Genomic DNA, 23,099 nt, shown 5'->3' with positions numbered 1-23,099 from the left:
TGCCCGGCTCCTAGTCTCGAGGGCATGACGACGAACGAGGACATCACCGCGGCACCCGACGCCTTCGCCCCCGAGGAGGCCCCCCGCCTGGAGTGGGCCAAGCACGCGCCCGAGGTCTGGAAGGCGATGCTGCGGCTGGAGAAGGCGGCCGGCCAGGGGCTGGACCCCAAGGTGAAGGAGCTGGTGAAGATCCGCGCCTCCCAGCTCAACCACTGCGCCTTCTGCCTGGACATGCACACCAAGGACGCGCTCGCGGCCGGGGAGAGCGTGGAGCGGATCGTGCAGCTCTCCGCCTGGGAGGAGTCGCGGCACTTCTACACGGAGCGGGAGCTGGCGGCGATCGAGCTGACCGAGGCGGTCACCGTGCTGACGGACGGCTTCGTGCCGGACGAGGTGTACGGGAGGGCCGCCGCGTACTTCGACGAGCCCGAGCTGGCCCAGCTGATCGCCGCGATCACGGTGATCAACGCCTGGAACCGCTTCGGTGTGACGTGCCGGCTGACGCCGGGTCACTACACGCCGGGACAGTACGCGTGACGGCTCGTACGACGCACCTGGACGACGGCGTCCGCTCGGCGCTGCGGGCCGTGGGCGCCGCCGCCAAGCGGGGCCTGGGCGACGCCGCCCTCGCCGAGCTGGTGCAGGTCCGCGCCTCGCAGCTCAACCACTGCGCCTTCTGCCTGGACATGCATCTGGGCCTCGCGCGCGAGGCGGGGGTGAGCGAACGGCGGCTCGGTCTGCTCGCCGCCCGGGAGGAGGCCGACGGGGTCTTCGACGCCCGGGAGCGGGCCGCGCTGGCGCTGACCGAGGCGGTCACGGTGCTGACTGGGGGCACCTCCCAGACGAAGTCTGGGGGAGGCTTCGTGCCGGACGAGGTGTACGAGGAGGCCGCCCGGCACTTCGACGCCGAGGGGCTGGCCCACCTGATCGCGCTGATCACCGCCATCAACAGCTGGAACCGGCTGATGGTCAGCCGGCGGATTCCCCCGGGGAGCAGTACGTGGTGACCAAGGCGGCGCGTTTCCGGGCCCTCCACCACGGCCGGATGCCGGGCGACCCCCTCGTCCTGCCCGGCCCCTGGGACGCGGCGAGCGCCCGGGTCTTCGCCGAGGCCGGTTTCCCGGCGCTCGCGACGCCCAGTGCGGGAGTGGCGGCGTCCCTCGGGTACGAGGACGGGGCGACCCCGGCCGACGAGATGTTCGCGGCGGTGGCGCGGATCGCGCGGGCCGTGGACGTGCCCGTGTCGGCGGACGTCGAGGACGGGTACGGGCTGGCGCCCGGGGAGCTGGTGGAGCGGCTGCTGGCGGCGGGCGCGGTGGGCTGCAACCTGGAGGACTCCACGGACGGGGTGCTCAAGGATCCGCGCGAGCACGCCGAGTGGCTGGCGCAGGTGCGGGCCGCGGCCGGGGACCGGCTGTTCGTCAACGCCCGCGTCGACACGTTCGTCCGGGGCGTGGACGACCCGGGGGCGGCGATCGAGCGGGCCGCGCTGTACGTCGCCGCGGGCGCCGACTGCGTGTACCCGATCGGCGCCCCCGTCGGCGTACTGCCGCTGCTGCGGGCCGGGATCCAGGGGCCGGTCAACGTGCACGCGCTGCCCGGGCAGGGCCCCTCGCCCGCCGCACTCGGCGAACTCGGGGCCACCCGGATCACGTTCGGGCCGGGACTCCAGCGGCGCGCGGAGCGGGCGCTGCGGGACATCGCGGCCGAGATCGCGCGGTGAGGGTCAGGGCAGCCACTTCTTCCACACGGACTCGTGGCTGTCCACCCACTTCCTCGCCGCCACCTCGGGGCGCATCTTCTGCTCGGCGATCATCAGGGAGACCTGGTTCTGGTCCTCGGTCGTCCACGTGAAGTTCTTGAGGAACTCCGCCGCCTCGCCGCCCTTCTTCTCGAAGTCGGCGTTGAGGTACTTCTGGAGCGGCGTGACCGGGTAGGCGCAGTCGACCTTCGCCGGGTCGGCGTCGCAGCCCTCCTTGTACGGCGGCAGCTTCACCTCCGTCATCGGGACCTTCTCGAACAGCCACTGGGGCGTGTACCAGTAGGTCAGGAAGGGCTTCTTCTCCTTGGCGAACTGCTCGATCTGGGTGATCTGCGCGGCCTCGGACCCGGCGAAGACGACCTGGTAGTCCAGGTCCAGGTTCCGCACCAGCGCCTTGTCGTTGGTGACGTAGGACGGGGAGCCGTCCATCAGCTGGCCCTTGCCGCCGCTCTCGGCGGTGCGCAGCAGTTCGGCGTACTTGTTCAGGTTCTTCCAGTCGGTGACGTCCGGGTGCTTCTTCGCGAAGTACGTCGGGACGAACCAGCCGATGTGGCCGGTGACGCCGAGGTCGCCGCCGGGGGCGATGGTCTTCTTGTCCCGGACGTAGCGCTGCTCCTGCTCGGGGTGGCCCCAGTCCTCCAGGATGGCGTCGACGCGGCCCTGGCTGAGCGCGTCCCAGGCGGGGACCTCGTCGACCTGGACGGTGTCGACGCGGTAGCCCAGCTCGTGCTCCAGCAGGTACTGGGCGACGGCCACGTTGGCCTGGGCGCCGACCCAGGACTGCACGGACAGGGTGACGGTCTTGGCGCCCTGGGCATTGGCGTACGGGGACGCCTGCTTGGTCATGTCGGCGGCGCCGCAGCCGGTGGCCAGCACCAGCACGGCGACGGCCGCCGTGATCCGCTTGCGGGACATCTCAGGCTCCCTTCTTCGTACGGCGTTCGGTGGGCTGGGTGACCCGGTCGAGCATCAGGCCGAGGCAGACGATCGCCGCGCCGGCCACCAGGCCGGTCGCCAGGTCGCCCTGCGCGAGACCGAAGACGACCTGGTAGCCGAGCGCGCCCCCGCCCACCAGGCCGCCGATGATGACGACGGCGAGGACCAGGACGACGCCCTGGTTGACGGCGAGCAGCAGGGACCGGCGGGCCAGCGGCAGCTGGACCTGGCGCAGTTGCTGCCCGCTGGTGGCGCCGAGGGAGCGGGCCGACTCCAGGGCGGCCGGGTCGACCCGGCGCAGTCCCTGGGCGGTGATGCGGACGACGGCCGGGAGGGCGTAGACGACCGCGGCGGCCACAGCGGGCGCGCGGCCCACGCCGAAGAGGGCGACGACCGGGATCAGGTACACGAACTGCGGCATCGTCTGGAAGACGTCCAGGACGGGCCGCAGCGCGCGCTCGAAGCGGTCGCTGCGGGCGGCGGCGATGCCGGTGGCGAAGCCGATGACGAGGGTCACGGCGACGGCCGCCAGGACCTGCGAGAGGGTGTCCAGGGACGGGTTCCACACGCCGAGGACGCCGATCGCGGCCATGGCGAGGACGGCGGTGAGCGCGGTGCGCCAGGTGCCGATCAGCCAGGCCAGGGTGGCGACGATCAGGAGGACGGACCACCAGGGCAGCCACTGGAGGCCGTCCCGGAACGGGTTGAGGACCCAGTTGGTGAAGCGGGCGGCCCAGTCGGCGGTGCCGCCGACGACGGGGACGCCGGAGTACAGGTGGGCGGTCATCCAGTCGACGGCCCGGTTGACGGGCTCGGCGATGTTCGCCTCCCAGCGCTCGGGCCACTCCAGGAAGCCGGCGAGGCGTCCGGCGACCGCGACGGCCGCGGCGGCGACGAGGGCGTACAGCCAGGTCAGCGGGGACGTCCCGGCCTCCCCGAGCCGCTCCCCGGCGGCGCCGGTCACGCGGTCCAGGACGACGGCGAGCAGCACGATCGGGATGCCGGCGGCGAGGGCCGCGCCGACGTCGACCGAGGCGAGCGCCTGGTAGACGCGGTCGCCGAGGCCGCCGGCGCCGATGACCGAGGCGATGACGGCCATGGAGAGCGCCATCATGATCGTCTGGTTGACGCCGAGGAGGAGTTCCTTGCGGGCCAGCGGGATCCGGGCGGTCAGCAGCCGCTGGCGGGCGGTGGTGCCGAGCGACTCGACCGCTTCGAGGACCTCCTTGTCGGCGCCGCGCAGGCCGAGCGAGGTGAGCCGGGCCATGGGCGGGGCGGCGTAGACGACGGTGGCCAGGACGGCGGCGGGGACGCCGATGCCGAAGACCAGGACGACGGGGAGGAGGTAGGCGAAGGCGGGCAGCACCTGCATGGTGTCGAGCACCGGGCGCAGGACGCGGTCCATCCGGTCGGACAGCCCGGCGGCCAGGCCCAGCAGGGCGCCCACGAGGACCGACGCGAGGACGGCGACGACCATGAGGGCGAGGGTCTGCATGGTCGGCACCCACATGCCGAGCAGTCCGCAGGCCAGGAACGCGGCGGCCGTGCCGAGCGCCAGCCTCACGCCGGCCACGCGCCAGGCGACCAGGACGCCGATCGCGGTGACCCCGGCCCAGCCGACGGCGAGGAGGGCGAGGTAGACGGCGCGTACGGCGATGACGACGACGTTGCTGACGTGGCCGAAGAAGTAGAGGAACAGGGGGTGGGAGTCGCGGTTGTCGATGATCCAGTCGCTCGCCTCGCCGAGCGGTCCGGAGACGTCGACGGTGAGCGCGGTGGGCCAGGCGGTGCCGGGCCACTGCGTGACGGCGAGGGGTACGAGGATCGCGGCGGCGATCGCCAGGGTGAGGAGCTTGCGGACGGCGGGGCGGGTGAGGATGCCCGGGGGTGACGCCTTCCGGGCCGGTGCGGTGATCGTCGCCATCACACCGGCTCCTCGGTGGGGGCGGGGGCCGGGTCGGTCGGCTTCCGGCGCTGGGCCGGTGCCTCCCCCACGCTCGACTTCGCTCGCGCGGGGGAACCCCCATCGCCCACCCGTGCCGTATCAGCGGCACCACTGCCCGCAGCCGGGGCGGCGGGAGGCGCGTCGGACGTGCCCGCCACCACCGACAGCAGCGCCTCGGCGTCGACCACGCCCAGGCAGCGGCCGTCGGACATGACGCGGGCCGGGGAACCGGCCCGCGCGACCGCCTCGATGGCTTCGGAGACCGTGGCGTCGGGGCGCAGGGCCGGGCCCGTGCCCGCCTCGTCGGACGAGGCCGCCAGGCGCATGGCCGTACGGACGGTGAGGACCTGCTCGCGCGGGACGTCGCGGACGAACTCGCGGACGTAGTCGTCGGCGGGCGAGCCGACGATCTCCTCGGGGGTGCCGAGCTGCACGACGCGGCCGTCGCGCATCAGGGCGATGCGGTCGCCGAGCTTCAGGGCTTCCTGGAGGTCGTGGGTGATGAAGACCATCGTGCGGCCCTCCTCGCGGTGCAGCCGGACGACCTCCTCCTGCATGTCCCGCCGGATCAGCGGGTCGAGGGCGCTGAACGGCTCGTCGAAGAGCAGCACCTCGGGGTCGACGGCGAGGGCGCGGGCGAGGCCCACGCGCTGGCGCTGGCCGCCGGAGAGCTGGCCGGGGCGGCGGTGTTCCAGCCCTTCCAGGCCGACCTTGGCGACGATGGCGGCGGCGCGCTCGCGGCGGTCGGCGCGGCCCATGCCCTGCACCTCCAGGCCGTACGCCACGTTGTCCAGGACCGTGCGGTGCGGGAGCAGGCCGAAGTGCTGGAAGACCATCGCGGCGCGGTGGCGGCGCAGTTCGCGCAGCCGGGACCGGTCCATCGCGCGGACGTCCTCGCCGTCGATGGCGATGGAGCCCGCGGTCGGCTCGATCAGCCGGGTCAGGCAGCGCACGAGGGTGGACTTGCCGGAGCCGGACAGGCCCATGACGACGAAGACCTCGCCCTTGCGCACCTCGAAGGAGACGTCCCGGACGGCGGCCGTGCAGCCGGTGCGGGAGCGCAGCTCAGCCGGGTCGAGGGCGGCCAGTTCGGGGTCGGCGGGGATCCGGGCGGCCTTGGGGCCGAAGACCTTCCACAGGCCGTCCACGGAGAAGACCGGGGGACGCTCGGCCACGGTGTCGTTGGCGGTCGTGCTCATCGGGCGTCACCACCGATCAGCTCGACGGCGCGCTCCCCGACCATGAGGACGCCGATCATCGGGTTGACGGCGGTCATGGTCGGGAAGACGGAGGCGTCGGCGACGCGGATGCCCTCCAGGCCGCGGACGCGCAGTTCGGGGTCGACGACGGCGAGTTCGTCGGTGGCGGCGCCCATCTTGCAGGTGCCCGCCGGGTGGTAGACGGTGTGGGCGGCCTTGCGGGCGTACTCGCTCAGCTCCTCGTCGCCGGTGACGTCCGGGCCGGGGCACACCTCGCGCTTGAGCCAGCTGGCCAGCGGCTCGGACCTGGCGATCTCGCGGGCGATGCGGATGCCGTCGACGAGGGTGCGGCCGTCGTAGTCGTCCTCGTCGGTGAAGTAGCGGAAGTCCAGGGCGGGCTTCACGGACGGGTCGGCGCTGGTCAGGTAGAGGCGGCCGCGGGACTTCGGCTTGGGGATGTTCGGGGTCATGGAGACGCCGAACTCGGGGCGCTCGTAGCCGAGGCGCTCCGGGTTGTCCGTGAACGGGATCTGGTAGAAGTGGAACATCAGGTCGGGGCCCGCGTGATCGGGGTCGCGGCGCACGAACAGGCCGGCGTCGGAGTCCATCGCGGAGTTGTCCGGGATGGGTCCTTCGGTCTCCCACACGATCACCGACTCGGGGTGGTCGAGCAGGTTCTCGCCGACGCCGGGCAGGTCGAGCACCACGGGTATGCCGAGGGCCTCCAGCTGGTCCTTGGGGCCGATGCCGGAGTGCAGCAGCAGGCGCGGGGAGTCGACGGCGCCGGCGCAGAGCACGACCTCGTTGCGGGCGCTGACGAGGATCTCCTCGCCGTCCTTGGCGCGCACGTGGACGCCCGTCGCCCGGGTGCCGTCCAGCTCCAGCCGGTACGCCCAGGTCTCCAGCATGAGCGTGAGATTGGGACGCTCGTCCATCACCGGGTGCAGGTACGCCACCGAGGCCGACGACCGCTTGTTGTCCTCGGGGTGGTAGGCGAGGTCGAAGAACCCGACGCCCTCGGTGAACGGCTTCTTGTTGAAGCCCTCGATCCGCGGGACGTCCAGCGCCTTGCGCGCGGCGTCGACGAAGTCGCGGGCGATGGCGTTGCGGTCCTTCTCGTCGACCGGGACGATGTTGTTCTTCAGCCGGGCGAAGTACGCCTCCATCTGCACGGCGCCCCAGCCCTTGGCGCCGGCGGCCTCCCACTCGTCCCAGTCGGAGGGGAGCGGCTTGAAGGCGATGAGGGTGTTGTGGGAGGAGCAGCCGCCGAGGACGCGGGCGCGGCTGTGCCGGATGTGCGAATTGCCGCGTGGCTGTTCGGTGGTGGGGTAGTCGTAGTCCAGTTCGCCGCCGAGCAGGCCCATCCAGCGGCGCAGGGTCAGCACGTCGTCGCGGCCGACGTCGCTCGGGCCGCCCTCGATGACGGCGACGGTGACGTCCGCGTTCTCGGTGAGCCGGGAGGCGATGACGGAGCCCGCGGTGCCGCCGCCGATGACGACGTAGTCGTAGACATGCGTGTTCGACGTGTCAGGGGACATGGGGGGTCACTCCAGTGGGGACGGGGGACGGGAGGTGCGGACGGGTGGTCAGCCGGCGAACCAGCGGACGGGCCGGGGAGCGAGGTTCTGGTAAACGTGCTTGGTCTCGCGGTACTCGGCAAGACCGGCGGGGCCCAGTTCGCGGCCGACGCCGCTCTTGCCGAAGCCGCCCCACTCCGCCTGCGGCAGGTAGGGGTGGAAGTCGTTGATCCAGACCGTGCCGTGGCGCAGCCGGCCGGCGACCCGGCGGGCGCGGCCCGCGTCGGCGGTCCACACGGCGCCGGCGAGCCCGTACTCGGTGTCGTTGGCCAGAGCGACGGCCTCGTCCTCGGTGCGGAAGGTCTCGACGGTGAGGACGGGTCCGAAGACCTCCTCGCGTACGACCCTCATCTCGCGGTGGCACTGGTCGAGGACGGTCGGCTCGTAGAAGTAGCCGCTCTCCGGACGCTCGGGGGACGGCTCGGGGCGCTTGCCGCCGCAGCGCAGGACCGCGCCCTCGGCGAGCGCGGAGGCGACGTAGTCCTCCGTCTTCGCGCGCTGCTGCTCGGAGACGAGGGGGCCGCACTCGACGCCGTCCTCGGTGCCGCGGCCGAGGCGGATCCTCTGGGCGCGGCGGGCGAGTTCGGCGACGAAGCGTTCGCGGACCGACTCCTCGATGATGAGCCGCCCGCCGGCCGAGCAGACCTGGCCGCTGTGGATGAAGGCGGCGTTGAGGGCCTGGTCGACGGCGGTGTCGAAGCCCTCCTCGGTCTCGCAGGCGTCGGCGAAGACGACGTTGGGGTTCTTGCCGCCGAGTTCGAGGGCGACCTTCTTGACGGTGACGGCGGCGGCCTGGGCGACCTTGGTGCCGCTGATCAGGCCGCCGGTGAAGGAGACCAGGTCGACGTCGGGGTGCTCGGCGAGCCGGGCGCCGACGGTGTGACCGGGGCCGGTGACGATGTTGGCGACGCCGGCGGGCAGGCCGGCCTGGGCCAGCAGGTCGATCAGGGCGACCGTGGTGAGCGGGGTGATCTCGCTGGGCTTGATCACGAAGGTGTTGCCGGCGGCGAGCGCGGGGGCGATCTTCCAGCTGGCCTGGAGGAGCGGGTAGTTCCAGGGCGTGATCATCGCGCAGACGCCGACCGGCTCGTGCACGACGACGCTGTGGATCTCGGGCGAGCCGGCGTCGACGACCCGGCCGGGGGCCTCGCCGGCGACCAGGTCCGCGAAGTAGCGGAAGGCGTCGGCGACACAGTCGATGTCGACCCTGCCCTCCTCGACGGTCTTGCCCGCGTCGCGGCTCTCCAGCAGGCCGAGCTCCTCGCGGTCGCGTACGAGCAGGTCGGCGACGCGGCGCAGCAGGGCGGCGCGGGCGGCGACCGGGGTGTGCGGCCACTCGCCCGAGTCGAAGGCGCGCCGGGCGGCGGCCACCGCGAGGTCGGTGTCCTTCTCGTCGCCCTCGGCGACCACGGCGAACGGCCGGGCGTCCGCGGGGTCGAGGATCTCCCGGGTGGCTCCGGAGGAGGCCGCCAGCCACTCGCCTCCGGCGTGGATGGTCCGGTGCGCCCGCTCCGTCTGCGTTTCCTTCTGGTTCGCCATGGTCGACGTTGCCTTCCGTTCCTGTTCAACCCCCCTGTGTCACACGTGTGTCACTCTCGGGGACCGTGAGCCCCTGCCCCCCTGCCCCGTATGCATGCCGGATCGGCGGCCGAAAGTGCGGCGCATCACTCAGAAAAGGGGCATAGGGGGGCGAGTCGGTGTCCGGGAACGCGCACGGGCCCCGTCCCGGCGGAAACCGGAACGGGGCCCGTGCGGGGCCGCCCGAGGGCGGCCCGGAAGGCGGGTGGCTCAGATGAGACCGAGGGCGCGGACCGCCTCGCGCTCCTCCGACAGCTCCTGGACGGAGGCGTCGATGCGGGCGCGGGAGAAGTCGTTGATCTCCAGGCCCTGGACGATCTCGTACTTGCCGTCCTTGCAGGTGACGGGGAAGGACGAGATCAGGCCCTCCGGGACGCCGTAGGAGCCGTCGGACGGGATGCCCATGGAGGCCCAGTCGCCGTCGGCGGTGCCGTTGACCCAGGTGTGGACGTGGTCGATGGCGGCGTTGGCGGCGGAGGCGGCCGACGAGGCGCCGCGGGCCTCGATGATGGCCGCGCCGCGCTTGGCGACGGTCGGGATGAACTCCTCGGCCAGCCACTTCTCGTCGTTCACGGTCTCGGCGGCGTTCTTGCCGGCGATCGTGGCGTTGAAGATGTCCGGGTACTGGGTGGCGGAGTGGTTGCCCCAGATGGTCAGGCGCTTGATGTCGGTGACCGACGAGCCCGTCTTCTTCGCGAGCTGGGTCAGCGCGCGGTTGTGGTCCAGGCGGGTCATCGCGGTGAAGCGCTCGGCCGGTACGTCCGGGGCGGCGGCCTGGGCGATCAGGGCGTTGGTGTTGGCCGGGTTGCCGACGACGAGGACCCTGATGTCGTCCGCGGCGTGGTCGTTGATGGCCTTGCCCTGCGGCTTGAAGATGCCGCCGTTGGCCTCCAGGAGGTCACCGCGCTCCATGCCCTTGGTGCGGGGGCGGGCGCCGACGAGGAGGGCCACGTTGGCGCCGTCGAAGGCGACGTTCGGGTCGTCGGTGATGTCGATGCCCTTCAGGAGCGGGAACGCGCAGTCGTCCAGCTCCATCGCGGTGCCCGCGGCGGCGTTGAGCGCCGGGGTGATCTCCAGGAGGCGCAGCTTGACCGGCACGTCCGCGCCGAGCAGCTGGCCGGAGGCGATGCGGAAGAGCAGGGCGTAACCGATCTGGCCGGCCGCGCCGGTGACGGTGACGTTCACGGGAGTGCGAGTCATGGCGTTCTCCGTAGGACAGCTGGCGGTGGGGCGTCCCGGCCCCGGGCGTTTGATCGATCTCTTGGTATCAAGAGATCGATCCAGCGGTCAGGCTATCGCGCCTGACGTGTCCGGCACGTCCGGGTCGGTGTGGCCCGGCCCACAGGACCGTGGCCGGGTCGCCCTCGGGCACGGGCGGGAGGTGCGGGGGGGCGCGGGCGGGGCGGGGCGACGGGGCCGGGGGCATGAAGAGGCGGCCGCCTGTCCGGGAGAGGGGGGACGAAGGCGACCGCCGTTCGGGGGTGCCGTTGCCGGACTCCCGTGGGGGTACTTTTCGCGTGCCCACGACTGTGCGGGCCATGCCTGCCGGGGCGGATTTTCTTGCGGTGCCGGGCCTCGCCCTCCCAGGGCGGGCGCCGGCCCGGGAGGGGCGGGCGCCGGCCCGGGAGGGGCGGGCGCCGGCCCGGCGGTCACTCCGTGCAGCCCTTCGTGCCCGACGCCAGCGTCACGCACGCCTCCGCGTCCGCCGCCGACTTCACCGCCACCATCGGCGTGTACGCCACGGTGTCCGCGGCATCGGCGACGCGGCCCGTCTGCGCGTTCTTGCCGCCCGCGCTCACCTGCACCTCGTCGCCCTGCGCGGCCTGGGTGACCCGGGCCCACGCGGCGCCGCAGGTCTTGCTGTAGCGGACCTCGACGGCGGCCGTGCCGACGGTGGCGGTCGCGGCGGTGGTCACCAGGTCGCCGCCGCAGCCCATGATCTCCGGGTCCTCGCCGGTGCAGGCGTCGCCGCTGCACTTGACGCCCGGGGGCAGTTCGGCCTCGCTGCTCACGGTCGGCGAGGGCGAGGGCTTGGTGCCCTCGTTCTCCTTCTCCCCGCCGTCGTTCAGCAGGAAGAAGGCACCCGCGATCACCACGAGCACACCGACGACCCCCGCGACGAAGGTCGTCATCCGCTTGCTGCCGCCCCCGGAGGACCCGCTCCGCCCACGCGAACCGTCGCGCGGGGGCTCCCCGTACCCGCCCGAGGACCCGTGGCCGCCCGGCGCGGCGGACACCGGCGGTGCCGCGTGGCCCGCGACCTCACCGGCACCGGTCCGGTGGCCGGGACGCGCGGCGCGGTCACCGGCCGGCGCCGGACCCCGGTACCCGGCGAGGTTCCACGAGTTGCCGTCGCTCGCCCCGCCGGACGACGTGACGGAGGGGGCGCCGGGCCCACCGCCGCCCCGGACCGCGCCGACGGCCGAGTCCGGGCTGTCGGCGGCCGTGGGCTGCGCGGGGACCGACGGCGGCAGGGTGGGAGCCACACCGGCCGGACCGGCGATCCCGGGTGCGGCCGTGGCGCCCGCGCCGTGGCGGCCCGAACCGCTCCCCCGGCTGCTCCTGCCGCCCCCCGACCTGGCCGCGGGCGTGCCCAGTTCGCCGAGTGCGGCGCGGGCCTGGGAGATCCGGATGGCCTCCATGGTCATGTCGTGGCGCATCTCCGAGCGGCTCCAGGCACGCTCGGCCAGCTCCCACATGGTGGTCAGGTGCATGGGGTTGGTCCCCGTCACCTCGGCCAGGGCGATGATGGCGCCCTTCGGCGCCAGCAGCCGGCCGTTCAGATACCGCTCCCAGGACGTCTTGCTGTAGCCCGTGGCGTCGGCGACCGACGCGATGCTCAGATCACCGCGGTCCACGAGCCGGCGCAACTGGCTGGTGAACTCCTTGATCTGCGGATCGAGTTCATCCGGCAAGGCCTTCCAACGAGGCATTGCTTCCCCCTCTTCCCCCCGGTGACGTGCTGTTCGTTCCCCCGCTCGGTCCTCGCGCGCGGCGTCCCGCGCCGAGTCCCCGTTCTGGCTACCCACAGGGATGCGCCCGGTCAGGATCTCAGTTCCCGGGGTGGGGGCGCACAGGAGCACAGAGGTCGCGAACATGCACCGTCGCACGCCCGTCGACCTGTGGTCCAGTGTCCCACCGGCGTTCCCCTGCCCGGAACCGAACCCCGTTTTTCACGGCTCGCGTAGCGGAGTAGCGGAACGGTCACTTCCGTGCCACAGCGCCCTGACAGGCGTTGAACAGGGCGTTCGCCGTGCAGGAGGGTTGATCCCGGCGGCGGCCCGTCCTTCCACGGGGGTGAGGACGGGCCGTTCGCCGGCTCACGTGAAGTGCCGCTAGCTCACCGTGAAGTGCAGGGTGTCCTTCAGGAACGGGATCTCCAGCAATGGCTTCGGCTGGGCCATCAACGCCAGCAGGACGATGGCGAGGCCGAGGACGCCGTACGTGGTGATGTCCGTGAAGCGCGAGCGCACCGCGAGCATGCCGACGTCGGGCAGCACCCAGCGCAGCGCCGCGCCGACCAGGAGAGCCGCGCCGATCAGGAGCGTCCCCCAGCGGAAGACGTCCAGCGCGGTCAGCAGCAGGCCGATCCCCACCAGGCCGACCACGAGGAGGATCGGCCACTGCCGGGCGGGCGCCGGGGCGTCGCCGCCCGCCGCCCGGCCGCCGCCCTCGGGGCGCGCGGTGTCGCGGGTGAAGAGCGGGAACCGCCGGGTGACCCGCCGCGGCCTGCCCTGGGCGTCGGGCGCGCTGACGGGGTCCCGGACGGTGAGGTCCTCCGGCCGCTGACCGGACTCGGCGCGGGTGTCGTCAGCCGGCACTGCGCTCCGCCGCCTCCACCACGTTGACCAGGAGCTGGGCCCGGGTCATGGGACCGACGCCGCCGGGGTTCGGGGAGATCCAGGCGGCGACCTCGGCCACGCCGGGGTGGACGTCGCCGACGATCTTGCCCTCGGCGTTGCGTGAGACGCCCACGTCGAGGACGGCGGCGCCCGGCTTGACGTCCTCCGGGCGGATCAGGTGCGGGGAGCCGGCGGCGGCGACGACGATGTCCGCCCGCTTGAGGTGGGCGGCGAGGTCACGGGTGCCGGTGTGGCACTGGGTGACGGTGGCGTTCTCGCTGCGCCGGGTGAGCAGCAGCGGCATCGGACGGCCGATGGTGACACCGCGGCCGACGACCACGACCTCGGCGCCCTTGATCTCCACGCCGTAGCGGCGCAGCAGGGTGAGGATGCCGTTGGGGGTGCAGGGCAGCGGGGCCGGCTCGCCCAGGACGAGACGCCCGAGGTTCATGGGGTGCAGGCCGTCCGCGTCCTTGTCCGGGTCCATCAGCTCCAGGATGCGGTTCTCGTCGATGCCCTTGGGCAGCGGCAGCTGGACGATGTAGCCGGTACAGGCCGGGTCCTCGTTCAGCTCGCGGACGACCGCCTCGATCTCCTCCTGCGTCGCCGTGGCGGGCAGTTCGCGCTGGATGGAGGCGATGCCCACCTGGGCGCAGTCGCGGTGCTTGCCGGCGACGTACTTCTGGCTGCCGGGGTCGTCGCCGACCAGGACGGTGCCGAGGCCGGGCGTGACGCCCTTCTCCTTCAGCGCCGCCACGCGGGCGGTCAGTTCGGACTTGATCGCGGCTGCGGAGGCCTTGCCATCGAGAATCTGGGCGGTCATACCCCCATCCTCGCGGATGACCGGCCCCCGGTTCCAATCCGGCCGGTGCTGTTGCACTCGCACAACACCTGGCGACCCGGGCTGGACAAGCCGGACGCCGGTCGAGAACGATGGGGCGGCACAGTGCCGCGGGGCCGTACCGGGGGGACGAACCGCTACGAAGAACCTCCTCCTAGCCGAGCCACGCGTCGTCCCCGCACGTGACAGCGACGGAGGAAGTCCCGCCATGAGTTTCGGCGACCCGAACAACCCCTACGGTCCGCCGCAGGGCCAGCAGCCGGGCTACGGCCACCCCCAGCAGCCGCCGCAGGGCCAGCAGCCCGGCTACGGCTACCCCCAGCAGCAGCCCCAGGGACAGCCCGGTTACGGCTACCCGTCCGCGCCGCCCGTGCAGCAGGGCTACGGCGGTGGCGCCCCCACCTCCATGCCGGGCACCGTCGGTGCCGCCCGCATCATGCTGTGGGTGATCGTCGGATTCCAGGTCATCGGCACGGTCCTGTTCGCCATCTCGGCGGTCGCCGTCGACCAGGCCAAGGACGACCCCGCGTTCGAGGAACTGGCCGACTACCCGACCGGCGTGCTGTGGGCCATCACGGTGCTCGCCCTGGTGTGGGGCGTGTGGGCGGCGTTCCTGGCCGCGAAGTTCAACTCCGGCGGCAACGGCCTGCGCGTCACCGCCCTGGTCTTCGGCATCCTCACCGCGATCATCGCCCTCTACCCGTTCACCATCTTCGGCATCATCCACCTGGTGCTCGGCATCCTGATCGCCGTGTTCGTCGGCAACTCGAACGGCGCGGCCTGGTTCCAGCGTCCGCGCCACTGACGCACCGGCACGCGGCGCACGGCGCACCGACGCACCGCGGAGCGCTTTCTCGCCAATCACGTCACAGGGCCGTGTCTCACCCGTACGAGGGGGACACGGCCCTGGTGCGTCGGTCATAGTCTGGCGTGGGTAGCCGTCAGGCACGGGGAGACGCACCTTGTACAGCATCATCGTGGTACCTCCGCCGACCACGGAGGACGAAGCCACCCGCACCCAGTTCCGGCTCGCCCCGGGCGAGCGCCTCGTCTTCGGGCGGTCCGCGCCCGAGGGCGGCCTGCTGATCGGGCACGACGGCGTCTCCCGCAGAGCCGGTGAGATCGCCGCCCACGGCACCTTCTGGGCCCTGAGCAACCTCTCCGCCCATCAGACGTACGTGGTGGAGAACCCGGAGGGCGCCGGCGAGCACATCAAGGTGGCGCCGGGCCGGCTGGACGCGCCGGTGCCGTTCGAGTTCTCGCGGATCGTGCTGCCCGCCGCCGGGGACCTGCTGCCGGTCGAGGTGTGGGCGCCGCGCCACGACTACCTGCGGGCCGAGGACGGCGCCGACGGCGAGCCGACCGCCCCGGCCTTCTCCGTCGACCGCACCAAACGGTACTTCGCGGTGCTGGCCGCCCTGTGCGAGCCGCGGCTGCGCGGGGCGCCGCACGCGCCGCTGCCGACCGTCGAGCAGGTCGTCGAGCGGCTGCGGCCCCACTGGCCGGCCGCGTCGCGCACGTCGGTGCAGTGGAACATCGACTACCTGGCGGTGAAGCTGCGGCTGAAGCCCGGCCCGGAGACGGCGGAACCCGGTGCGCGGCTCAACGGCAAGAAGGAGTCGCTGGTGTCCATGGCGCTCCGCTTCGACCTGGTCCGGGAGGACGACCTCGTGGTCCTCACCGCGCCGCCGCACCGGGTCCCCCGGTGACCGAGCCGTACGCCGTCCCGGTGCCCAAGGGGTACCGGGTCGGTGCCTGGGAGGTCCGCGCCCCGATCGCGACGGGCGCCTTCGGCAGCGTGTACGAGGGGCGCCGGGTCGGTGACGCCGCGGCGGGGCTGCCGCGCACGGCCGCCCTGAAGTTCCTGCCCACGGGTACGGGCACGCCCCGGCAACTCACCCACCTGCGCGAACTCGTGGAGCGCGAGGTCGCGTTGCACCGCCGGCTGCGGCGGCCCCGGCTGGTGCGGATGTACGAGACCCTCGTCGTGGACGATCCGGCCCGCCCCGCCCTCGACGGCGCCACCGTCCTCGTGCTGGAGCGGGCGGAGGGCTCCCTGGCGGCCCTGCTGGCCGCCTCGCCCCGCCCGGCCGACGGGCCAGCGCTGATCGCCCAGGTGGGTGAGGGCCTGGCCCAGCTGCACCGCGCCGGGTGGGTGCACGGGGACCTCAAACCGGCCAACGTGCTGCTGATGCGGGACGGTTCGGTCCGGCTCGCCGACTTCAACATGGCCGCCGAGCTGGAGGGCACCCACGCCTACACCCCCGCCTTCTCCACGCCCGACTACACCCCGCCCGAGCTGCTCTGGTCCGAGATCGGCGAACGCGGGCGCCGCATCCGCCCGTCCGCCGACGTCTGGGCCTTCGGCGTCCTCGCCCACCTCGTGCTCACCGGTTCCTTCCCGCTGCCCGGCGGCACCCCGGCGGCCCGCCGCGACGCCGGGGCGGCCTACGCGCGCGGCGCCGAGGAACTGCGCCTGTCACCCGCGCTGCCGGAGGCGTGGCGGGAGATCGTGCGGGCGTGCCTGACCCGTACGCACGCCGAACGCGTCGGCACGGACGCGCTGCTACGACGCGTGGCGGCGGCCACGGGCGGTACGGCGGCCCGCTCCGCGCGCTCGGCTGGGTCCGCCTGGTCCGTCTCCCCCATCCGGTCCGCCTTCCCCATCTGGTCCGCCCGGTTCGTCCGGTTCGTTCGGTCCGTCCTGCCGCGCCGTGCCCGCTCCCGGCGGCTGGTCCTCGCCGCGTCGGCGGCCGTGATCGGCGTCTCCGCGCTCGCGTACGGCATCGGCGTCCGCGGCGACGGCGGCGGGGGCCCCGGCACGCCGGGCACCGGCGGCACCGCGCACGTCTCCGCCGCCTCCTACGGCGCCGGGGAGCTGCGCACCGACCGGGACGTGCCGCCCGCCTACCGGCTGCTGATCGTCGAGACGGCGCACGACTGCGACCGCGAGGAGGTCAGCCCGCCCCTGATCGCGGCCATGCTGAAGGTCGAGAGCGACTTCGATCCGAGCCTCTCCGACCCCGCCAGGGACGAGTACGGCATCGCCCGCTGGACCCCGAAGGTGCTGCGCTGGTGGATGAACGAGGACGGCACCCCCGGCGAGGAGGTCCCCGAACCTCCCTTCCCGCCCGCCGAGTCCATCCCGGCGATGGGCCGCTACCTGTGCTGGATCACCCCGCGCCTCGACGCCGGCCTGCCGGGCGACCGCCGGGTGCTGATCGCGGTGGCCTACCGGACGTCGTACGACAAGGTGAACGACGCGGGCGGCGTTCCCCCGAAGTACCGCGACTACGCCGACCGCGTCGCTCACCACCTCAAGGAGTACACGCCTCCCGGGCGGACGTGACCCTGAGAGGTGTGAGGTACCGCGCGGCGGGCGCCCCGGGCACGGTGTGAGCACACCGCTCCGGCGGTACGACACCGACGTTCATGGGGGAACACAGTGAACATCATCAAGCCCGCCGCGCTGCTCCTCGCGGCCTCGGCCCTTCTCGCCGGCTCCACGGTCGCGGCCACCGCCGCCGACCCGGCCGGCACCCGGGTCACCGCCCTCCAGCGGGCGGCCGACGAGGTGCTGGCCGGCAAGCCGAAGCCGCTCCAGGTGACCGCGGACGCGGTGAAGTACGAGGGCCTGACCGTCACCGAGGCGCCCCGGACCAAGGCCGCCCAGGACCTGGCCTGCGACTACGGCCACCTGTGCATGGTCGTCAAGGGCACCAAGTTCGACTTCTACCGGTGCCAGACGTGGAACGTCCACAACTGGACCGGTGACGGCCCGTTCACCAACAACCAGACGCGGGGCACCGTCGCCAAGTTCTACAACCAGGACGGCAGCGTCCGCTGGACGTCCACGGCCTACCAGGCGGGCACGGCCACCTGGGACCCGATCTGGTCCCTGCGCCCCTGCTGATCCGCTTCCGCCCGACAGGGCCCGCGTACGGGCGGCCGGTGGGCCGCCCGTACGTGCGGCTCAGTGGAAGAAGTGCCGCGTCCCCGTGAAGTACATCGTCACGCCGGCCTTCTTCGCCGCCTCGACGACCTGTTCGTCACGGACCGAACCGCCCGGCTGGACCACGGCCTTCACGCCGGCCGCGGTGAGGATCTCCAGGCCGTCGGGGAAGGGGAAGAACGCGTCGGAGGCGGCGTACGCTCCCTGCGCGCGCTCGGCGCCCGCGCGCTCGACCGCCAGCTTCGCGGAGTCCACCCGGTTGACCTGGCCCATGCCGACGCCGACCGAGGCGCCGTCCTTGGCGAGGAGGATCGCGTTGGACTTCACGGCCCGGCACGCCTTCCAGGCGAACGCCAGGTCGGCCAGGTCGGACGGGGAGAGGGCCTCGCCGGTGGCCAGCGTCCAGGTGGCGGGGTCGTCGCCCTCGGCCTGGAGGCGGTCGGTGACCTGGAGGAGGGCGCCGCCGTCGATGGGCCTGACCTCGACCGGGGCGGCGGGGGCCTCGGGGGCGCGCAGCACGCGGATGTTCTTCTTCTTGGTGAGGGCCTCGAGGGCGCCGTCCTCGTAGTCGGGCGCGACGATGACCTCGGTGAAGATCTCGGCGACCTGCTCGGCCATCTCCTTGGAGACCGGGCGGTTGACCGCGATCACGCCGCCGAACGCGGACAGCGGGTCGCAGGCGTGCGCCTTGCGGTGCGCCTCGGCCACGTCCGCGCCGACCGCGATGCCGCACGGGTTGGCGTGCTTGATGATCGCGACGCAGGGCTCGTCGTGGTCGTACGCGGCACGGCGGGCGGCGTCCGTGTCCGTGTAGTTGTTGTACGACATCTCCTTGCCGTGCAGCTGCTCGGCCTCGGCGAGGCCGCCCCCCTCGGGGGAGGTGTAGAGCGCGGCGGGCTGGTGCGGGTTCTCCCCGTAGCGCAGGGTGTGCGCGCGGTCGTACGTGGCGCCCAGGAAGTCGGGGAACTGCGAGTCGTCGACCGGGGCGTACTCGGAGGCGAACCAGGAGGCGACCGCCACGTCGTACGCGGCGGTGTGCTGGAAGGCCTCGGCGGCCAGGCGCTTGCGGGCGGCGAGGTCGAAGCCGCCGTCCTTGGCCGCGGAGAGCACGTCGGCGTAGCGGGCGGGGCTGGTGACGACGGCGACGGAGGGGTGGTTCTTGGCGGCGGCGCGGACCATGGAGGGGCCGCCGATGTCGATCTGCTCGACGCACTCGTCGGGGGTGGCGCCCGAGGCGACGGTCTCGCGGAACGGGTAGAGGTTGACCACGACCAGGTCGAACGGCTCCACGCCCAGCTCGCCGAGCTGCTCGCGGTGGCTGTCCAGGCGCAGGTCGGCGAGGATGCCGGCGTGCACCTTCGGGTGCAGGGTCTTGACGCGTCCGTCCAGGCACTCGGGGAAGCCGGTCAGCTCCTCGACCTTGGTGACGGGGACGCCGGCCGCGGCGATCCGCCCGGCGGTGGAGCCGGTGGAGACGAGTTCGACGCCGGCCTCGTGGAGCCCGCGGGCGAGGTCCTCGAGCCCGGTCTTGTCGTAGACGCTGACGAGCGCGCGACGGATGGCCCGCTTGTTGCTCTCGGCGGTGGCGGTCACTGGATAACTACCTTTCGTCCCTCAATGCGATAGCCGTTGCGGGCGAGCCGCCCCACGACATCGACGAGCAGCCTTCGCTCGACTTCCTTGATGCGCTCGTGCAGAGCGCTCTCGTCGTCCTCGTCCCGGATCTCCACCACGCCCTGCGCGATGATCGGTCCGGTGTCGACGCCGTCGTCGACGAAGTGGACGGTGCAGCCGGTGACCCTGGCGCCGTACGCGAGCGCGTCCCGCACCCCGTGGGCCCCCGGGAAGCTGGGGAGGAGCGCGGGGTGGGTGTTGACGAACCGCCCGCCGAACCGCGCCAGGAACTCCTTCCCCACGATCTTCATGAACCCGGCCGAGACGACGAGGTCCGGCTCGTGGGCGGCGACGGCCTCGGCGAGCGCCGCGTCCCACGCGTCCCTGCTCCCGTGGTCCTTGACCCTGCAGACGAAGGTCGGCAGCCCGGCGCGCTCGGCCCGCGCGAGCCCCTCGATGCCGTCGCGGTCGGCGCCGACGGCCACGACCTCGGCCCCGTAGGACTCGACGCCGGTGGCGGCGATCTCGTCGAGGAGCGCCTGGAGGTTGGTGCCGGATCCGGAGACCAGCACGACGAGGCGCTTGGCTCGCTGGGCCACGGGCTTGGCGGCCACGGTGGGGGCCTTTCTCGGGGGAGCGGTTCTTCACGGCCGGACGTTCCGTACGTTCTGTACGGTCCGTGTGTTCCGTGCATTCTGTACGTTCATCCGTTTGTGCGGTCGTACGAATGCTTCGCGCCCCGGGATACGGGGAAGTCTACGAAGCGGCCGACCGTCAGCAACGATACCGGCACACCGGACGGCCCCCTCGGGACGGGGGCGTGGCCGGGAGGTAGCGTCTGCGGGGAACCGGACCGGGAACGTGGCCCGCGTGCCACGCGTTCACCGGTCGGGCCCACCAGTTCGCCCGTTCGTCACCGTCCAGATCGCCAAGGGGAAGACGCTCACTTGATGCCGGACCGCAGCCTGCGACTGCTCACGCTCCCCCAGCAGTCGGCGCAGCCAGGGGAGCGCAGCACCGTGTTGCTGCGGGAGCGCCCCTCCTCACCGCCCGACTCCCCCTCGGACCGGAGGAACGGCGGCGGGCAGGACGGCGCCTCGGATCAGTCCCAGCAGGCTGGGCAGTCCGGTCAGGCCGGTCAGGCCGGTCAGGCCGGTCAGGCCGGTCAGGCCGGTCAGGCCGGTCAGGCCGGTCAGGCCGGTCAGGCCGGTCAGTCCGAGCAGGACAATCCGTTCGCGCCGCCTCCGGAGGGGACGCCGGACCGCCCCTGGCAGCCTCGGCACCCGTCGGGCGGTCACGACTCCCAGGGTTCCGCCGGCTCGTCCGGTCCCCAGGGCGGTGGCGGACGGTCCCCGTGGGGCGGTCAGTGGAGTGACCGGCAGCCCGGCCGCTCCTCCGGCGGCTTCGGCGAGCGGCCCGGCGGTTCCGGCCCCGAGGGCCAGGGCGGCGGTGGTTCGGGACCGCGCTGGGACGCGACGGACCCCGGTCAGCGGCGTGCCCGCTACGCCCTGCTGAGCGGCATGTGGGCCCTCTTCTTCGCGCTCTTCACCTGGCCGTACGTGGCCCTGCTGCTCGGCGCGCTCGCCCTGTACTGGGGCATCAGCGCCCTGCGTGCCAAGCCCCGCGCCGCCGCCGACCCGGACACCCCGGCCCGGCCCGCCGACCAGACCGGCCGTCCGCAGCGCACCGCCGCGATCAGCGGCCTGGTCACGTCCTCGCTGGCCATCGTCCTGGTCGCCGCGTCCTTCGGCGCGCAGCTGGTCTACAACGACTACTACACCTGCCGCAACGACGCCCTGACCAACGAGGCCAAGCAGTCCTGCGACAGCCACCTGCCGGAACAGCTCCGCGAGCTGCTGGGCACGGAGGGCTGACCCCGGGCCGGTTCGGCCGGTTCGGGGGCGGTTCGCGGCGGTTCGGGGCGGTTCGGGGCCTTCACGGACGTGGCCCGTTCAGGGCCGAAGCGGGGGTCTGGGGGGGCGGCAGCCCTCCAGGGACGGGGACTCACGGCGTCCGAGGCGGCTCCCCGGACGCGCCCGTCCCCTCGCCCGCATCGGTGGCATCGGAGGCATCGGTGGCGGGTTCGGCACGGGCATCGGTGGCGGCACCGGCGGCGTCGACCGACAGGAAGTGGTAGGGCCCGTCACGGCCCCGCAGTCCCACGCCTCCGCCCTCGTCCCCGTCGTACAGCCCGAACGGCACGGCATCCTCGTCCGCCTCGCCGTCACCCGCCACCGCCGCGGTCCGTTCCCGCCGCCCGCGGAACGGCGACGGCACCCAGCCCCGCCGACGCCCACCCGAGCCGTCGCCCCCCGCCTCTTCCTCCCGCACCTCGGCCTGATCCGGCACCCGCGCCGGCTCCCCTCGCCCTCGCCCCCACCCCCGCCAGGCCCGCACGACCAGCGCCACCGGCACCGCCACCACCCCGACCCACACCAACGTCGCGCCCCCGGCCTGCCACCACACCGGCCCGAACCGGGCGAGGGCGGCACTGCCCAGCGGTCCGCCCGCCCACGCGGCCATCAGGGCGACGAGCACCGCGCACAGCAGCGAGGCCACCACCGCGGCGGCCAGCGTCCGACGCCACGACCACACCCCGGCGCCCGCCTCGCCCCCCGGCGCCCCACGCCCAGACCCCGCCGCCTCCGCCTCCGCCTCCGGGTCGTCCGCGTCCGCGGTCGCCGCCCGTGCCGTGAACCAGCCCACCACCACCCCCGCCACCAGCGGCACCGCCCCCGACGCCCAGTGCAGCGGCGTACCCGGGCCCGCGTCCGGCACCGCCGCCAGCAGCGGGAACGGCGGCAGCAGCGGTGCCGGGGCGGAGGAGAAGGGGTCCACGACGTGTCCGGTGCCGAGCGCGAAACCGGGACCGAGGGCGTACGCCGCCGCCCACACCGCCGCGTTCGGCACCAGCGCCAGGCAGAGCAGTAGTACGGCGAACCGCCCCGACCAGCCCTCGGTCAGCTGCTGGAACGCCTCCCGCGCGGCAGCCCCGTGCCACACCAGTGACACCGCGAGCAGCAGCGCACCACCCCCGACGAGCGCCGCCGCACCGGCGCCCGCGGCGCGCGTCGCGGCGCCCAGACGCGCGTCCGGCTCCACCATCAGTTCCCGCAGGTTCCTGGGCAGGACACGCAGCGCCCGGCCCACCGGCCCGCCCGGCCTGCCGAAGGCCGTCCACACCCCCGCACCCGCCGCGCCCATGACGACCAGCGGCAGGCACACCACGGCCCACCACCACGAGGGCCGCAGGGCACCACCCGCCGCGTAGAGCACGACGGGCGCGGTGACGGCGAGGTAGCCCGCCACCACCCCGGCCCAGGCGTTGCGCGCGGAGACGGGCGGCGGCCCCAGCTCCCGGAGCACCCCGCCCTCGCCCAGACGGACGCCGATCCCCGCCTTCACCCCCGCCCCCGCGCCCACGGCGACGCCCACCCCGTCCCCGGGGTCCGTGGCGTCCCGGGCCGCCCGGTGCAGCAGCCACACCGGCAGCAGGAGCAGCAGCAGAGGGGTGACGCCCAAGGGCGCGGGCGTGCCGGTGAGCGTGTCGGCGCGGACCAGTTCGACGCCGTGCGCCAGCACCCACAGCGACGCGGCGACGTGCAGGGCGCCGTCGGGTCCGCTGTCGGGGTAGGGCGAACTGATCCACAGCAGCGTCACGAGCGCGGCGCAGCAGGCCAGTCCGAGGGCCGCCGCGACCACGCCGCCCAGGAGGCCGGCGGCCAGGCCGGGCGACCGGTCGCGCCACCGGTCACGCCATCGGTCGCGCAGGAGGGACAAAGGGGCTCGGCCGGCGGTCGTCTGGATCACGCCCGCCATGCTCCCAACGACACGCGCTTTACCGGCGTAACAG

General features: G+C 73.5%; 20 protein-coding genes. 8 read left to right on the top strand and 12 right to left on the bottom strand.

The features are described from left to right. Positions 1 to 24 precede the first annotated feature (24 nt). Genes ACFIF2_RS09745 through ACFIF2_RS09735 form a run of 3 tightly spaced genes read left to right on the top strand, consistent with a single transcriptional unit; the run spans position 25 to position 1,723 of the window. Positions 25 to 537, top strand: a complete 513-nt coding sequence (locus ACFIF2_RS09745) for a carboxymuconolactone decarboxylase family protein (RefSeq protein ID WP_395572125.1) — start codon at positions 25 to 27, stop codon at positions 535 to 537. Then, positions 534 to 1,007, top strand: a complete 474-nt coding sequence (locus tag ACFIF2_RS09740; RefSeq protein ID WP_395572124.1) for a carboxymuconolactone decarboxylase family protein — start codon at positions 534 to 536, stop codon at positions 1,005 to 1,007. Before ACFIF2_RS09745 ends, ACFIF2_RS09740 begins: the two co-directional genes overlap by 4 nt. Continuing rightward, positions 1,004 to 1,723 (top strand): isocitrate lyase/phosphoenolpyruvate mutase family protein, encoded by a 720-nt coding sequence (locus tag ACFIF2_RS09735; RefSeq protein ID WP_395572213.1) that lies wholly within the window; start codon positions 1,004 to 1,006, stop codon positions 1,721 to 1,723. The genes ACFIF2_RS09740 and ACFIF2_RS09735 overlap by 4 nt, the downstream gene beginning before the upstream one ends. Before the next feature lie 3 nt (positions 1,724 to 1,726). On the opposite strand, the gene ACFIF2_RS09730 is transcribed toward ACFIF2_RS09735, so the two are convergent. From ACFIF2_RS09730 to ACFIF2_RS09690, 9 genes are all read right to left on the bottom strand, one after another. Then, complete coding sequence (locus tag ACFIF2_RS09730; RefSeq protein WP_395572123.1) at positions 1,727 to 2,677, bottom strand: ABC transporter substrate-binding protein; 951 nt, start codon at positions 2,675 to 2,677, stop codon at positions 1,727 to 1,729. A gap of 1 nt (position 2,678) precedes the next feature. Then, positions 2,679 to 4,622, bottom strand: a complete 1,944-nt coding sequence (locus ACFIF2_RS09725) for an ABC transporter permease (RefSeq protein ID WP_395572122.1) — start codon at positions 4,620 to 4,622, stop codon at positions 2,679 to 2,681. Next, positions 4,622 to 5,842 (bottom strand): glycine betaine/L-proline ABC transporter ATP-binding protein, encoded by a 1,221-nt coding sequence (locus ACFIF2_RS09720; protein WP_395572121.1) that lies wholly within the window; start codon positions 5,840 to 5,842, stop codon positions 4,622 to 4,624. Before ACFIF2_RS09720 ends, ACFIF2_RS09725 begins: the two co-directional genes overlap by 1 nt. Next, the gene (locus tag ACFIF2_RS09715; RefSeq protein WP_395572120.1) at positions 5,839 to 7,380 is read right to left on the bottom strand and encodes a GMC family oxidoreductase; all 1,542 of its coding nucleotides are present in this window, start codon (positions 7,378 to 7,380) and stop codon (positions 5,839 to 5,841) included. Before ACFIF2_RS09715 ends, ACFIF2_RS09720 begins: the two co-directional genes overlap by 4 nt. A gap of 48 nt (positions 7,381 to 7,428) precedes the next feature. Beyond that, positions 7,429 to 8,958 (bottom strand): aldehyde dehydrogenase family protein, encoded by a 1,530-nt coding sequence (locus ACFIF2_RS09710; protein ID WP_395572119.1) that lies wholly within the window; start codon positions 8,956 to 8,958, stop codon positions 7,429 to 7,431. 249 nt (positions 8,959 to 9,207) lie between these two features. After that, positions 9,208 to 10,197, bottom strand: a complete 990-nt coding sequence (locus ACFIF2_RS09705) for a malate dehydrogenase (protein ID WP_395572118.1) — start codon at positions 10,195 to 10,197, stop codon at positions 9,208 to 9,210. Between the two features lie 449 nt (positions 10,198 to 10,646). Beyond that, on the bottom strand, positions 10,647 to 11,930 hold the full coding sequence (locus ACFIF2_RS09700) for a DUF2690 domain-containing protein (protein WP_395572117.1): 1,284 nt from the start codon (positions 11,928 to 11,930) through the stop codon (positions 10,647 to 10,649). A 402-nt stretch (positions 11,931 to 12,332) separates the two neighbouring features. Beyond that, the gene (locus ACFIF2_RS09695; RefSeq protein ID WP_395572116.1) at positions 12,333 to 12,818 is read right to left on the bottom strand and encodes a DUF3017 domain-containing protein; all 486 of its coding nucleotides are present in this window, start codon (positions 12,816 to 12,818) and stop codon (positions 12,333 to 12,335) included. Then, positions 12,808 to 13,662, bottom strand: a complete 855-nt coding sequence (locus ACFIF2_RS09690) for a bifunctional methylenetetrahydrofolate dehydrogenase/methenyltetrahydrofolate cyclohydrolase (protein ID WP_395572115.1) — start codon at positions 13,660 to 13,662, stop codon at positions 12,808 to 12,810. The genes ACFIF2_RS09695 and ACFIF2_RS09690 overlap by 11 nt, the downstream gene beginning before the upstream one ends. A 226-nt stretch (positions 13,663 to 13,888) precedes the next feature. Between ACFIF2_RS09690 and ACFIF2_RS09685 the strand changes: the two genes are divergently transcribed. The 4 genes from ACFIF2_RS09685 (at position 13,889) to ACFIF2_RS09670 (ending at position 17,593) form a co-directional block, all read left to right on the top strand. Beyond that, entirely contained in the window at positions 13,889 to 14,485 is a 597-nt protein-coding gene (locus tag ACFIF2_RS09685; RefSeq protein WP_395572114.1) for a hypothetical protein, read from the top strand. A gap of 157 nt (positions 14,486 to 14,642) precedes the next feature. Continuing rightward, on the top strand, positions 14,643 to 15,389 hold the full coding sequence (locus ACFIF2_RS09680; RefSeq protein ID WP_395572113.1) for an FHA domain-containing protein: 747 nt from the start codon (positions 14,643 to 14,645) through the stop codon (positions 15,387 to 15,389). After that, positions 15,386 to 17,029 carry a protein kinase gene (locus tag ACFIF2_RS09675; RefSeq protein WP_395572112.1) on the top strand — a complete coding sequence of 548 codons (1,644 nt, stop codon included), beginning with the start codon at positions 15,386 to 15,388 and terminating at the stop codon, positions 17,027 to 17,029. Before ACFIF2_RS09680 ends, ACFIF2_RS09675 begins: the two co-directional genes overlap by 4 nt. Positions 17,030 to 17,125: 96 nt before the next feature. Next, positions 17,126 to 17,593, top strand: a complete 468-nt coding sequence (locus ACFIF2_RS09670) for a hypothetical protein (protein WP_395572111.1) — start codon at positions 17,126 to 17,128, stop codon at positions 17,591 to 17,593. Positions 17,594 to 17,653: 60 nt separating this feature from the next. Here the strand turns inward: ACFIF2_RS09670 and purH are convergent, their stop codons facing one another. Next, on the bottom strand, positions 17,654 to 19,225 hold the full coding sequence (gene purH / locus ACFIF2_RS09665; RefSeq protein WP_395572110.1) for a bifunctional phosphoribosylaminoimidazolecarboxamide formyltransferase/IMP cyclohydrolase: 1,572 nt from the start codon (positions 19,223 to 19,225) through the stop codon (positions 17,654 to 17,656). Beyond that, complete coding sequence (gene purN / locus ACFIF2_RS09660; RefSeq protein WP_395572109.1) at positions 19,222 to 19,860, bottom strand: phosphoribosylglycinamide formyltransferase; 639 nt, start codon at positions 19,858 to 19,860, stop codon at positions 19,222 to 19,224. The genes purH and purN overlap by 4 nt, the downstream gene beginning before the upstream one ends. A gap of 336 nt (positions 19,861 to 20,196) precedes the next feature. Here purN and ACFIF2_RS09655 point away from each other — a divergent pair, with 336 nt between their 5' ends. After that, on the top strand, positions 20,197 to 21,120 hold the full coding sequence (locus tag ACFIF2_RS09655) for a hypothetical protein (protein ID WP_395572108.1): 924 nt from the start codon (positions 20,197 to 20,199) through the stop codon (positions 21,118 to 21,120). 130 nt (positions 21,121 to 21,250) lie between these two features. Here the strand turns inward: ACFIF2_RS09655 and ACFIF2_RS09650 are convergent, their stop codons facing one another. After that, positions 21,251 to 23,065, bottom strand: a complete 1,815-nt coding sequence (locus ACFIF2_RS09650) for a DUF6350 family protein (RefSeq protein ID WP_395572107.1) — start codon at positions 23,063 to 23,065, stop codon at positions 21,251 to 21,253. Between the last annotated feature and the right edge of the window lie 34 nt (positions 23,066 to 23,099).

It is taken from the genome of Streptomyces sp. BK79, assembly GCF_044142145.1.
GTDB lineage: Bacteria > Actinomycetota > Actinomycetes > Streptomycetales > Streptomycetaceae > Streptomyces.
The sequence above is the reverse complement of the archived record's forward strand: the minus strand, read 5'-3'. Positions and strand labels throughout refer to the sequence as shown.